Below are 11,119 nucleotides of genomic sequence, written 5' to 3'. Positions count from 1 at the left end.
CCATAAAATTCGCACCTCATTTACACCGGATGGACAATTGTTTGAACAATGACCTGATCACCATCTCCGACCTGACCTTCAGTCACGGAGATCGGCTGTTGTATGACGGGATCAACCTGACCATTCCTCGTGGCAAGGTCACCGCCGTCATGGGCCCGAGCGGCATCGGTAAAACCACCCTGCTGCGGCTGATCGGTGGCCAGCTCAAGCCGGAGTCCGGTCACATTCTGTTTGACGGGGAAGATATCCCCACCCTCTCCCGTTCGCGCCTCTATGAAGTGCGCAAACGGATGAGCATGCTGTTCCAGAGCGGCGCCCTGTTTACCGGCATGACGGTCTACGACAACGTGGCCTTCCCGCTGCGGGAGCACTCCGGCCTGCCGGAGGAGCTGATCCACACCATCGTCATGATGAAGCTGCAGGCGGTGGGCTTGCGCGGCGCGGCGAAACTGATGCCCTCCGAGCTCTCCGGCGGCATGGCGCGCCGGGCTGCGCTGGCTCGGGCCATCGCCCTTGACCCCGACCTCATCATGTATGACGAGCCGTTTGTCGGGCAGGACCCCATCACCATGGCGGTGCTGGTCAAGCTGATCAAGGAGCTGAACGATGCCCTCGGTATCACCTCAGTCATCGTCACCCACGACGTGAAAGAGGTGCTGAGCATCGCCGATTACGCCTACATCATTGCCAATCGCAAGGTGGTGGCGCACGGCACGCCGGACCAGCTGCGCGAGGAGCACAATCCCGAAGTCGAGCAGTTCCTCAAAGGATTGCCCGATGGTCCTGTTCCGTTTCATTTTCCGGCAGGCGATCTGCTACAGGATCTCTGATGTTGATAAATCAAATAAGCAAGCTGGGGCGGGTCGGAGTGCGGTTTATCAGCTCCGTCGGTCGCGCCACCATCATGTTGTTCCATGCGCTGGCGGGCAAACCCGAGCCGCGCAAGCACTTCCCGCTGCTTGTCCAGCAGCTCTATGTGGTGGGTGTGCAGTCGGTGGCCATCATTCTGGTCTCCGGCCTGTTCATCGGCATGGTGCTCTCGCTGCAGGGTTACAACGTCTTGAAGGATTTCGGCGCCGAGCAGAGCCTGGGACCGCTGGTCTCCCTCTCCCTGCTGCGGGAGCTGGGGCCTGTGGTCACGGCACTGCTGTTTGCCGGCCGTGCCGGTTCGGCCCTGACCGCTGAAATTGGCCTGATGAAGGCCACCGAGCAACTTTCAAGCCTCGAGATGATGGCGGTCGACCCGCTGCGCCGGGTGGTTGCCCCCCGCTTCTGGGCTGGCGTCATCAGCATGCCGCTGCTGGCCTTTATGTTCAGCCTGATCGGTATCTTCGGCGGCAAGCTGGTCGGCGTGGACTGGCTCGGCGTGGACGAAGGGGGCTTCTGGTCTGCCATGCAGGCCTCCGTCGACTGGCATGAAGACATCATGCAGGGCGCCATCAAGAGCCTGATTTTCGCCCTGGTGGTCACCTGGATTGCGCTCTTTAACGGCTATGATGCCAAGCCGACCTCGGCCGGGATCAGTCAGGCCACGACCCGAACTGTGGTCCACTCATCCCTCGCCGTGCTCGGCCTGGATTTTATACTCACTGCAGTCATGTTTGGATAAGGTAAAGATGAAGTTCAGCAAAGTAGAATTCCTGGTCGGCACCTTCATGCTGGCTGGCATCGGTGCCATTCTGGCACTGGCCCTGCAAGTGGCCGGTTTGAGCTTCAAACCGGAAGGAGAAACCTATACCCTGCGCGCGCATTTCGATAATATCGGCGGCCTGAAAGTCCGTTCTCCGGTCAAGGTCGGCGGCGTGGTGGTCGGTCGGGTCAGCGACATCGTACTGGACCCGAAAACCCAGGTGCCCGAAGTCACCCTGATGATGCAAAAGAGCGCTGGCGAGTTTGCCGATACCAGCTCCCTCTCCATCCTCACCTCCGGTCTGCTCGGCGAGCAGTACATCGGTCTGGCCCCCGGCTTCAGCGATGAGGAGATGGGCACCGAGATGCTCAAGGATGGCGACCTGATTGAAGACACCAAATCCGCCATCGTGCTGGAAGATCTGATTGGCAAGTTCCTCTACAGCCAATCCTCCGACAGCAAATCAGACAGCAAGAAGGAGTAACCATGTTCAAGAAAATCGCCCTGCTGCTGGGTCTGATGACCAGCATGCTCTTCTCCCTGTCTGCCCAGGCCGCAGTCGATGCCACCGACCCCAACGCGCTGGTGGATCAGGCTGCCAAGCAGACCTTTGCCCGCCTGAAAGCCGATCAGGCCCAGGTGAAAAGCAATCCGGATCACCTGCGGGTGATCATCCGCGAAGAGCTGCTGCCCTATGTGGACAACCGCTTCGCCGCCTACAAGGTGCTTGGCAACCAGATTAAAGAGACCACCGAAGCGCAGCGCAATGCCTTCGTCGAGGTGTTCACCGAGTACATGGTGAGCTCCTACGCCGATGCGCTGGCCCATTTTGACAAGCAGACCGTCAAGGTCGAGCCGGGCAAAGCCCCCAGCGGCAATATCACCGCCGTCAACGTCAGCGTGAAAGAGGCCGGCAAGCCGGACATCTTCCTCGAGTTCAAGCTGCGCAAGAACAACAAGACCGGCGAATGGAAAGCCTTCGACATGGTGGCAGAGGGGATCAGCCTGCTCTCCGCCAAGCAGAGCGAGCTGGGCGGTTTGATCCGCCAGAACGGCATCGATGCGGTGATCGCCCAGTTGCGCGAGCACAACGCCAAGCCGCTGGTACTCAAACCATGACCCTCAGCGGTGAGCTGCAGGCGCCACAGGTCAATGACCTGTGGCAACGCCGCGCTGAATGGTGGCAGGACGACCAGCTTGAGCTCGGCGGCGTCACCACCCTCGACTCTGCCGGACTGGCCCTGCTGGTCAAATGGGCCAAAGCCGTATTAGCGCGAGGCGCCACACCGCAACTGGTGGGCGCCTCCAGTGATTTCTATACCCTGGCCAACCTCTACGGGGTGGCCGGGCTGTTTCAGTCAACCCCGCTCACAACTGAGGACGCATAATGCAAGTCTCTGAAATTGAAGCGATACTCCTTGAGGCTCTGCCATTGTCCGAAGTCCATGTCAAAGGGGACGGTAGTCACTACCAAGTGATCGCCGTCGGTGACATGTTTGACGGCATGAGCCGGGTCAAGAAGCAGCAGGCCATCTATGCCCCGCTGATGGACAAGATCGCCAGCAACGCCATTCACGCCCTCTCCATCAAGGCGTTCACCGACGCCGAGTGGAAACGCGAACGTAAATTCCTATTGCCCTCCTGATTTGGTAACGAAGTAAAAATGGACAAATTCAAAATCGATGGTCGTTGTACTCTCAACGGCGAAGTGACCATCTCCGGCGCCAAAAACGCCGCGCTGCCGATCCTGTTCGCAACCCTGCTCTGTGATGAAGAGGTTCACCTCTCCAACGTGCCGCGTCTGAAAGATGTGGGCACCACCATCAAGCTGCTGGAGATGCTGGGCGCGACCACCAAGGTCAACGGCAACGTCACCGTGCTGACCGGTGCGGTGAACAACCATGTCGCCCCCTACGAGCTGGTGAAGACCATGCGCGCCTCCATTCTGGCGCTGGGCCCGCTGGCCGCCCGTTTCGGCGCGGCTGACGTCTCCCTGCCTGGCGGTTGCGCTATCGGTGCCCGTCCGGTCAACCTGCACGTCCACGGCCTGGAGCTGATGGGTGCCAAGATCACCATCGAAGATGGTTACATCAAGGCCCGTGTCGATGGTCGCCTGAAAGGCGCCCACATCCTGATGGACATGGTCTCCGTGACCGGTACCGAAAACCTGATGATGGCCGCCACCCTGGCTGATGGCCGCACCGTGATCGAAAACGCCGCACGCGAGCCGGAAGTGGTCGATCTGGCCAACTTCCTCAATACCCTGGGTGCCAAGATCCAGGGGGCGGGCACCGACACCCTGACCATCGACGGTGTCGAGCGTCTGCACGGCGGCAACTACAGCGTGCAGCCTGATCGCATCGAAACCGGTACCTTCCTGGTGGGTGCAGCTGTCACCGGCGGCAAGATCACCTGCCGCAAGACCGACCCGACTCTGCTGGAAGCGGTACTGGTCAAGCTGGAAGAGGCTGGCGCCCTGATTGAGAAGGGTGAAGACTGGATCACCCTCGACATGACTGGCCGCACCCTCAAGCCGGTCACCATCAAGACTGCCCCCTACCCGGCCTTCCCGACCGACATGCAGGCACAGTTCACCGTGCTGAACGCTGTCGCCAAAGGCACCGGCATGGTCACCGAGACCATCTTCGAGAACCGCTTCATGCACGTTCCCGAACTGGTACGGATGGGCGCAGACATCGAACTGCAGGGCAACGTAGCCATCTGCCGTGACACCGAGCAACTCAAGGGTGCCCAGGTAATGGCGACCGATCTGCGCGCCTCCGCCAGTCTGGTACTGGCCGGCTTCGTGGCCGAAGGCTCCACCATCGTCGACCGTATCTATCACATCGACCGTGGCTACGAAGACATCGAGCAGAAGCTGCAGGGTCTGGGTGGCCGCATCGAGCGCATCAAGGGCTGATAGCCTCCTGATCGCTGGCCGATAAAAAGGCCCCCTCGCGTTGGCGAGGGGGCCTTTTTCATGGTTTCGGTTCTGTTGAAACCGGGATCAGTGGCCCGCCAGCTTCATATTCTCTACCAGCACCGAGCCGGTCTTGAGACTGGAGCGCTCATCCTCGTCACGACCCACCGCCACGATATGGCTGAACATCTCGGCCAGATTGCCGGCGATGGTGATCTCTTCGACCGGATAGGCTATCTCGCCATTCTCGACCCAGAAACCGGCAGCACCGCGGGAGTAGTCACCATTGACGATATTGACCCCCTGCCCCATCAGCTCGGTCACCAGCAGACCGGTGCCCATCTCTTGCAGCATGCCTTGAAAATCCTGGCCGGTATTGGAGACCTGCCAGTTGTGGATGCCACCGGCGTGACCCGTAGTGGTCAGCCCCAGCTTGCGCGCAGAGTAGGAGGTAAGCAGCCAGCTCATCAGCTCGCCGTTACGGATGATATCCATGTCGCGGGTACGCACCCCTTCGCCATCGAACGGGGTACTGGCGAGCCCGCCCAGCAGGTGGGGGAACTCCTGAATGGTGAGCCACTCGGGCAGGATCTGCTTGCCCAATTTGTCGAGCAGGAAGCTCGACTTGCGATAGAGGTTGCCACCGCTGATAGCCATCACCAGATGGCCCCACAGGCCGGAGGCAGTGTCTGGGTGGAACAGCACAGGCGCATGGCGGGTAGAGATCTTGCGGGCGCCGAGGCGGGAGACGGTACGCTCCACCGCCTCATCGGCAATACGCTGCGGGCTCCAGAGCCCGTCGAGGGTACGGCTGGAGGAGTAGCCGTAATCCCGTTGCATATCGCCATCCTGCTCGCCGATCAGCACGCAGCTCAGGGAGTTGCGCGACGCCGCGTAGCCTTTGACGAAGCCGTGGCTGTTGCCATAGACCTTGATGCCGAGGTGGCTGGAGAAACCGGCACCGTCGGAGTGCTTGATGCGGGCATCGCGACCCAGAGCGAGTCGTTCGCACTCGATGGCCAGTTCGATGCCGCACTGGGGATCCAGTTCGATTTGGTGACACAGTTGCAGATCGGGGGCATCCCAGGCCAGCAGCTCGGCGTCCGCCAGACCGGCGCAATCATCCGCCGAGGTGTGGCGGGCAATCTCGATGGCCGCTTCAACGGCGGCACGAATGGCGGGTTTGCTCAGATCGGTGGTTGAGGAAGATCCCTTGCAACCATCGCGATAGACAGCGATGCCGAGGGCGCCATCCTTATTGAATTCAATGCTTTCCAGTTCACAACCCCGGGTGTTCACCGATAACCCGGTCTGCTTGCTGATGGAGACTTCGGCCAGCGAGGCGCCCAGTCCTTTGGCTATCTCCAGGGCTTCGGCAACCACGGCCTCGAGATGGGCTTGATCCTGGCGGATTTGGTCTTGCTGATCCATAACTCACATCTGTATGAAAGAAGGAAAGGGGGGTAAGCATATCAGACCCCTGCGCCCAGCGGGAGAAGCTGGTAACATATCCGCCAAACGTGAATGACAGGAATCAAGAGACCGATGAGTCAATATCAAGACGACAACGAGTTCGAAGACTGGGGCCCCAGCAAGAGCCAGCTCAAGCGCGATGCCGAAGCATTGCAGAAAATGGGGGAAGAGATCGTCTCCCTCAGCCACAGCGAGCTGGAAAAAATCCCGTTGGATGAAGAGCTTGCAGAAGCTGTCGAGCTGGGTCGCAAACTCAAGCCGAAGAAGGATGAGTCCTTCCGTCGCCATCTGCAGTTCATCGGCCGCCTGATGCGCAGCCGCGATATCGAGCCGATTGCCGAAGCGCTCTCCATCATCAAGAACCGTCACTCCACCGTGAATGCACGCCTGCATCGGCTGGAGCAGTGGCGCGAACGCCTGATCACCGAAGGTGACAGCGCCCTCAATGAGCTGATGTCCCAGTTCCACGAGCTGGATCGCCAGAAGCTGCGCCAGTTGATCCGCAACGCCAACAAGGAGCGGGAGCTGAACAAGCCGCCGGTCGCCTACCGCGAGATGTACCAGTATCTGCGCGGCGAGATCGAAGACCTGCTGTGATCCCCGAAACACGCCTCCCCTCGAGGAGGCGTGCTTCTATTGATGCCTTTTCCTCTCCACATCCCCCGCCATCCCTGCGCGTTTAATATATCCACCATTTTGCTACCCCAACCATAACGGCTCATCTCAACAGCCCCGTTAAATCGCCGCTTCAGAGCAGTTCAAGACAAATCTGTTAACAACTTGGGATCATTTTGTTTGACATATTGAACGGCCTTGGCAGACTGAAGAGAGGATCCATACCGTCGCTGCCCAGGCTGACCAACGATTCTGTCACTCGGCCCGACGCGGGATCCCATGACCATGCCTTGAGGCATGCCCTTGCCCTGCCGGTTTGCAAGGGCCTGCCCAAGGCGCAGGATGAGACTTCAACGCCAAGGATAATCAAGGTGCCCTATGCCAAATCCCCAGCCTCCCGCCACCCGTAAACCTGTCGTGCTGATGACCATGGGCGCCCAGCCCCGCAACGGCCACGCCTATCAGGTAATGACCCACAAATACATCATGCCGCTGGTGGAAATAAGCGGCTGCGTCCCGCTGCTGGTACCCACCTGCTGCGGCACCGCCGATCTGGAGCAGTATCTGGATCTCGCCGATGGGGTCTATCTGAGCGGCGCCGGTTCCAATATCGATCCGGCCCTCTACGGCCAGGAGAACCTCACGCCAGAAAAACAGCAAGACAGGGATCGCGACCTGTTCGATCTGCCCCTCATCAAGGGGGCGCTTGCCCGTGGTTTGCCGATCCTCGGGATCTGCCGCGGCATGCAGGAGATCAACGTGGCACTGGGGGGAGACATTCATCAGAAGGTCTATAACGAGCCGGGTTATGACGATCACCGGGAGGATGCCGACGATCCGGTCGACGAGCAGTATGGGCCGAGCCATCAGATCAAACTGTTGCCGGGTAGCTGGTTTGCCGAACTGATGGGGGAAGAACAGATTCCGGTCAACTCCCTGCATGGACAGGGCATCAACCGGTTGGGGAAGGGTCTGGAGCCGTTGGCCCACGCCGAAGATGGGCTGATCGAAGCACTTCATGCTCCCGCACTGTCACCCTTTTTGCTGGCAGTGCAGTGGCATCCGGAGTGGAAGGCCAATGAAAACCCCCACTCCATCAAGATCTTTCAAGCCTTTGGCGATGCCTGCCGCCAACGCAGTGCATTGATGGCGGCTAGTTAATCCCTCATCGATTCAGTCGCCAAACCCGCGCGCCTTGAGCTTGGGCAGTCCGCCCCGCTCGGGGCGCAAGGTGCGGCAGATATCCATCCCCTTGAGCCCGCGCTGGATATGGTCAGGCGAATGGCCAAACACCATACCGTTGCTGCGGTAGAGATTGTTGTCATCCAGCTCGAACTTCTCGCCGCCGATCAGCAGCTGCTCGCGGCCATTGACCGTGTCACCCCGCTTGATGGGCACCTTCATGTCGCTCAGCACCTCGCCGGTGGCACACCCCTCGCGCCAGCGCGCCTCGCTGGAGAAGGGGGTAATGGCTATTTCACGCCAGGAGCCATCCCGGAATTCGACCCGATACTTCTCGGCCAGCAGATCGCAGCCAGCCAATGGCAACAGGGCCATCAAACAGATGATTTTCTTTGAAAATTTCACTCAATCGCACTCCTTTGCCCGGTTCTGCACAGGATAAATAAATTGCCGCCCCAACGCACCATTTCCCCGCGCCGCAGCAGCTATGCTGGAAATAAAACCACAATAAGGTGCTGCTATGGCTGGCGAAAACCTCACCGCGCTACCGACGCTGATCTGGATTGGCGAACACCCGTTCTGGACCCTGCTCACCCTCTCCCTAATGCTGATCCACTTCTGGCGCCGTCCGGGACAGCGACGGGAGCTGCTCTCCGAGCTCAGTTTCGTGATGATAAGCGCGGTGGTGATCCTGCTGATCCAGCTGGAGGGGGGCTGGTTCAAACTGCCGCTGCCCCATCAATTGCTGATCGAGATCTCCACCCTGCTGGCTGGCCTGATACTGGTCAAGATATGGGGGATCCTGCTGTTCGAGTTTCTGCTCCCCCTCTGCCATGTGCGGATCCCGCGGATCATCGCCGATATCGTCATCACCATCGGCTATATCGGCTGGGGTCTGTTTCGCCTCTACGCCTCCGGCATGGCGCTCGGGGAGATAGTCACCACCTCCGCGGTGATCACCGCGGTCATCGCCTTCGCCATGCAGGACACCCTGGGCAACCTGCTGGCCGGGGTCTCCATTCAGCTCGACAACTCCATCGCCATCGGTGACTGGCTGCAAGTCGATACCACCCAGGGCCGGGTGGTGGAGATCAACTGGCGTGCCACCACCATCGAGACCCGCAACTGGGAGACTGTCGTCATCCCCAACAGCCACCTGCTTAAACAGCGCTTCACCGTGCTCGGGCGTCGCCGTGGCGAACCCTTGCAGTGGCGGCGCTGGGTCTGGTTCGATCTGACCCTGGATACCCTGCCGACCCAGATCATCGCGCTGATCGAGAAATCCCTGCGGGAGACCAAGCTCCCCTGTGTCGCCAAGCATCCGCAACCGGACTGCCTGCTGATGAACGTCGAAGGGGGCATCGCCCGCTATGCAGTGCGCTACTGGCTGACCGATCTGGCTCGCGACGATCCGACCGACTCCATGGTGCGCAGCCTGATCGATGCCGCCCTGCGCCGCAACGATCGCCGCCTCACCCCGCCGATCTTCAACGTCTTTATGGCCAAGGAGAAGCAGCATCTGGATGCCCGCCACAAGCGCCACACCGCCGAACGAACCGATACCCTGCGCAAGCTGCCGCTGTTTGCCATGTTGCAGGAGAACGAGCTGCTCCAGCTGGCCGATCAGGTGAAGTTCGCCCCCTTCGTCAGTGGCGACATCATGCTGGAGCAGGGAGATGTCTCCAGCTGGCTGTTCGTGCTGGTCAAAGGGGAAGCCGAGATGGTGGTCAATGTCGAAGGGCGAGAGCTGAAGCTTGGTACGCTCAACGCGGGAGACTTTTTTGGCGAACTGAGCCTGCTCACCGGCGAGCCCAGCTCCTTCACGGTGCGGGCGGTGGCCACCGTCGAAACCTATCGCATCAATCAGGCAATGTTTCAGGAGTTGGTGATGCAGCGCGAGGCGCTGGTCGAGCCCCTCTACCGGGTGCTGAGCGACCGCCAGCAGGAGCAGCGGGCCCTGCTGGAGCGGGAGGCGGAAGCCATGAAGCAACCACCACAACAGCTTGATCTGCTTGATAAACTGATGAAGCTGTTCGGCGGAAGATGACGTAGCATGGCATCGTATTGAGGACATGAAGAGAGAACCGCAGCCATGTTACTGACCACCCTGGCCCTTGCCGCCAGCCTGCAATTTGATTGTCCCGCCACCATCGAGAGTCGCCAGCAGCTGCTGACCCCGCAGCAGGGCTGGCAGGCGTTCACCCGCAATGACGATGGCAAACCGGACGAAACCCTCAGCCACCGGCTCGATAATCTGGCCCTGTTCGACGGAGATCCTGCCGAGCTGGCCCAACTCAAACCGGATAATGGCGACAGCGACGAGATCCACTACTGGAGCCAGCTCGATAGCAGTCTGCGCCCGCTCTATCTGGTCTGCCGCTATCAGAACAGCGCCATCACCCTGCAGCAGGCGCTGCCCGTCGGCATCAGCTACTGCCGCGTCAACCAGCGCGATCGCTACACCCTGCTCGGGTTGGTTTGTCGCAAATAGCGGGCGTAACCCCTTGCCATATATCGCTATTCGCTGACAGCCATTACCGCCTGAGCGTGGCCACCCGCCAGCGCCATCAGAGCAGCAGCTCGGCCAGATCCTCCAGAGCCGTCAGCTCCACGTCCGGTAGCAGTTGCAGCTGTTGCCACGGTTGCCGCCGCTCGTTGAGCCAGGCGGCGCGAAAGCCGTGCAAGCGGGCACCCAGCACATCGGTCTCGGGATGATCCCCCACATGGAGGATCTGCTCTGCTGGCAACTTGAGGGTGCTGCGGGTCTGCTCAAACATATCCGGTGCCGGTTTCATTCTGGCGCCCGCCCCCGCCTTGCAGACCAGCGTGAAGTAGTGATCCAGCCCTGCCTGCGCCAGATCCAGATTGCCGTTGGTGATGACCACCAGTGGGTAGCGTTCGGCCAGTCTGGCCAGCAGCTGATGAGTGGACTCGCTCACCTCGATCTTCGAGCGCTCTGCCAGAAACGCAGCAAACACCTGCTCCGCCTCGCGACTGGCATGCTGGTCAGCCATCCCCCCCTCGACCATGGCGGCGCGGATGGTCTGCTGGCGCGCCAGACTGACATCGTGGCGCAGCTCGGGGGAACCGTTCAGCACACTGCGCTTGAGTTCCAGCCAGCGCGGCTTGTCGAGCATGGCGGTGGCCAGATATTCGCTGCGCAGATGGCTCAGCATCCACTGCTCGGCGCGCACGATGGCGGGGCCGTTGTCATAGAGGGTGTCATCGAGGTCAAACGAGATGGCAGCAACCGGCTGCCAGCGGCGATAGAAGTGCATGGACTCTCCTCTGCAACGGGG

At 60.4% G+C, this 11,119-nt stretch carries 14 protein-coding genes; 11 read left to right on the top strand and 3 right to left on the bottom strand.

The genetic code is table 11. From position 1 onward, the window contains the following. The first annotated feature begins 29 nt into the window (after window positions 1-29). The 7 genes from mlaF to murA are packed head-to-tail and all read left to right on the top strand — an operon-like array spanning window position 30 to window position 4,550. A complete protein-coding gene (gene mlaF / locus ACTG2O_RS05685; protein ID WP_005336343.1) occupies window positions 30-830 on the top strand; it encodes a phospholipid ABC transporter ATP-binding protein MlaF in 801 nt (266 codons plus the stop codon). Next, window positions 830-1,609 carry a lipid asymmetry maintenance ABC transporter permease subunit MlaE gene (gene mlaE, locus ACTG2O_RS05680; RefSeq protein ID WP_439975459.1) on the top strand — a complete coding sequence of 260 codons (780 nt, stop codon included), beginning with the start codon at window positions 830-832 and terminating at the stop codon, window positions 1,607-1,609. The genes mlaF and mlaE overlap by 1 nt, the downstream gene beginning before the upstream one ends. Before the next feature lie 7 nt (window positions 1,610-1,616). Beyond that, window positions 1,617-2,114 (top strand): outer membrane lipid asymmetry maintenance protein MlaD, encoded by a 498-nt coding sequence (mlaD, locus tag ACTG2O_RS05675; protein ID WP_005336348.1) that lies wholly within the window; start codon window positions 1,617-1,619, stop codon window positions 2,112-2,114. A gap of 2 nt (window positions 2,115-2,116) precedes the next feature. Then, window positions 2,117-2,749, top strand: a complete 633-nt coding sequence (locus tag ACTG2O_RS05670) for an MlaC/ttg2D family ABC transporter substrate-binding protein (RefSeq protein WP_005336350.1) — start codon at window positions 2,117-2,119, stop codon at window positions 2,747-2,749. After that, window positions 2,746-3,018, top strand: coding sequence for an STAS domain-containing protein (locus tag ACTG2O_RS05665; protein WP_005336352.1), 273 nt, complete (start codon window positions 2,746-2,748; stop codon window positions 3,016-3,018). Before ACTG2O_RS05670 ends, ACTG2O_RS05665 begins: the two co-directional genes overlap by 4 nt. Continuing rightward, entirely contained in the window at window positions 3,018-3,275 is a 258-nt protein-coding gene (gene ibaG, locus ACTG2O_RS05660; protein WP_005306001.1) for a BolA family iron metabolism protein IbaG, read from the top strand. The genes ACTG2O_RS05665 and ibaG overlap by 1 nt, the downstream gene beginning before the upstream one ends. Before the next feature lie 18 nt (window positions 3,276-3,293). After that, window positions 3,294-4,550, top strand: coding sequence for a UDP-N-acetylglucosamine 1-carboxyvinyltransferase (gene murA / locus ACTG2O_RS05655; protein ID WP_005336355.1), 1,257 nt, complete (start codon window positions 3,294-3,296; stop codon window positions 4,548-4,550). Window positions 4,551-4,637: 87 nt separating this feature from the next. On the opposite strand, the gene pmbA is transcribed toward murA, so the two are convergent. Further along, on the bottom strand, window positions 4,638-5,981 hold the full coding sequence (pmbA, locus tag ACTG2O_RS05650; RefSeq protein WP_019444851.1) for a metalloprotease PmbA: 1,344 nt from the start codon (window positions 5,979-5,981) through the stop codon (window positions 4,638-4,640). A 114-nt stretch (window positions 5,982-6,095) separates the two neighbouring features. Here pmbA and yjgA point away from each other — a divergent pair, with 114 nt between their 5' ends. Together yjgA and ACTG2O_RS05640 are read left to right on the top strand one after the other, a co-directional pair. After that, window positions 6,096-6,620, top strand: a complete 525-nt coding sequence (yjgA, locus tag ACTG2O_RS05645; RefSeq protein ID WP_019444852.1) for a ribosome biogenesis factor YjgA — start codon at window positions 6,096-6,098, stop codon at window positions 6,618-6,620. Window positions 6,621-7,016: 396 nt separating this feature from the next. Beyond that, window positions 7,017-7,799: a gamma-glutamyl-gamma-aminobutyrate hydrolase family protein gene (locus ACTG2O_RS05640; RefSeq protein WP_019444853.1), complete on the top strand. Its 783-nt coding sequence runs from the start codon at window positions 7,017-7,019 to the stop codon at window positions 7,797-7,799. A 12-nt stretch (window positions 7,800-7,811) separates the two neighbouring features. Here the strand turns inward: ACTG2O_RS05640 and ACTG2O_RS05635 are convergent, their stop codons facing one another. After that, window positions 7,812-8,195: a hypothetical protein gene (locus ACTG2O_RS05635; RefSeq protein WP_040069030.1), complete on the bottom strand. Its 384-nt coding sequence runs from the start codon at window positions 8,193-8,195 to the stop codon at window positions 7,812-7,814. A gap of 145 nt (window positions 8,196-8,340) precedes the next feature. Here ACTG2O_RS05635 and ACTG2O_RS05630 point away from each other — a divergent pair, with 145 nt between their 5' ends. Continuing rightward, entirely contained in the window at window positions 8,341-9,867 is a 1,527-nt protein-coding gene (locus ACTG2O_RS05630) for a cyclic nucleotide-binding domain-containing protein (RefSeq protein WP_005356684.1), read from the top strand. Between the two features lie 45 nt (window positions 9,868-9,912). Beyond that, window positions 9,913-10,311 (top strand): STY0301 family protein, encoded by a 399-nt coding sequence (locus tag ACTG2O_RS05625; protein ID WP_019444854.1) that lies wholly within the window; start codon window positions 9,913-9,915, stop codon window positions 10,309-10,311. A gap of 76 nt (window positions 10,312-10,387) precedes the next feature. Here the strand turns inward: ACTG2O_RS05625 and ACTG2O_RS05620 are convergent, their stop codons facing one another. Continuing rightward, complete coding sequence (locus ACTG2O_RS05620) at window positions 10,388-11,098, bottom strand: HAD-IA family hydrolase (protein WP_019444855.1); 711 nt, start codon at window positions 11,096-11,098, stop codon at window positions 10,388-10,390. Window positions 11,099-11,119 lie beyond the last annotated feature (21 nt).

The sequence above is a fragment of the Aeromonas sp. 61P genome, assembly GCF_051919545.1.
Classification (GTDB): Bacteria; Pseudomonadota; Gammaproteobacteria; order Enterobacterales; family Aeromonadaceae; genus Aeromonas; species Aeromonas veronii.
The sequence above is the reverse complement of the archived record's forward strand: the minus strand, read 5'-3'. Positions and strand labels throughout refer to the sequence as shown.

Excerpts from the sequence above, each read along its gene's own strand:
- murA (WP_005336355.1), top strand. The coding sequence starts at position 3,294 with ATGGACAAATTCAAAATCGATGGTCGTTGTACTCTCAACGGCGAAGTG.
- ACTG2O_RS05665 (WP_005336352.1), top strand. The coding sequence starts at position 2,746 with ATGACCCTCAGCGGTGAGCTGCAGGCGCCACAGGTCAATGACCTGTGG.
- yjgA (WP_019444852.1), top strand. The coding sequence starts at position 6,096 with ATGAGTCAATATCAAGACGACAACGAGTTCGAAGACTGGGGCCCCAGC.
- mlaF (WP_005336343.1), top strand. The coding sequence starts at position 30 with ATGGACAATTGTTTGAACAATGACCTGATCACCATCTCCGACCTGACC.
- ACTG2O_RS05670 (WP_005336350.1), top strand. The coding sequence starts at position 2,117 with ATGTTCAAGAAAATCGCCCTGCTGCTGGGTCTGATGACCAGCATGCTC.
- mlaD (WP_005336348.1), top strand. The coding sequence starts at position 1,617 with ATGAAGTTCAGCAAAGTAGAATTCCTGGTCGGCACCTTCATGCTGGCT.
- mlaE (WP_439975459.1), top strand. The coding sequence starts at position 830 with ATGTTGATAAATCAAATAAGCAAGCTGGGGCGGGTCGGAGTGCGGTTT.
- ACTG2O_RS05640 (WP_019444853.1), top strand. The coding sequence starts at position 7,017 with ATGCCAAATCCCCAGCCTCCCGCCACCCGTAAACCTGTCGTGCTGATG.
- ACTG2O_RS05620 (WP_019444855.1), bottom strand. The coding sequence starts at position 11,098 with ATGCACTTCTATCGCCGCTGGCAGCCGGTTGCTGCCATCTCGTTTGAC.
- ACTG2O_RS05630 (WP_005356684.1), top strand. The coding sequence starts at position 8,341 with ATGGCTGGCGAAAACCTCACCGCGCTACCGACGCTGATCTGGATTGGC.
- ACTG2O_RS05635 (WP_040069030.1), bottom strand. The coding sequence starts at position 8,195 with ATGGCCCTGTTGCCATTGGCTGGCTGCGATCTGCTGGCCGAGAAGTAT.
- ACTG2O_RS05625 (WP_019444854.1), top strand. The coding sequence starts at position 9,913 with ATGTTACTGACCACCCTGGCCCTTGCCGCCAGCCTGCAATTTGATTGT.
- pmbA (WP_019444851.1), bottom strand. The coding sequence starts at position 5,981 with ATGGATCAGCAAGACCAAATCCGCCAGGATCAAGCCCATCTCGAGGCC.
- ibaG (WP_005306001.1), top strand. The coding sequence starts at position 3,018 with ATGCAAGTCTCTGAAATTGAAGCGATACTCCTTGAGGCTCTGCCATTG.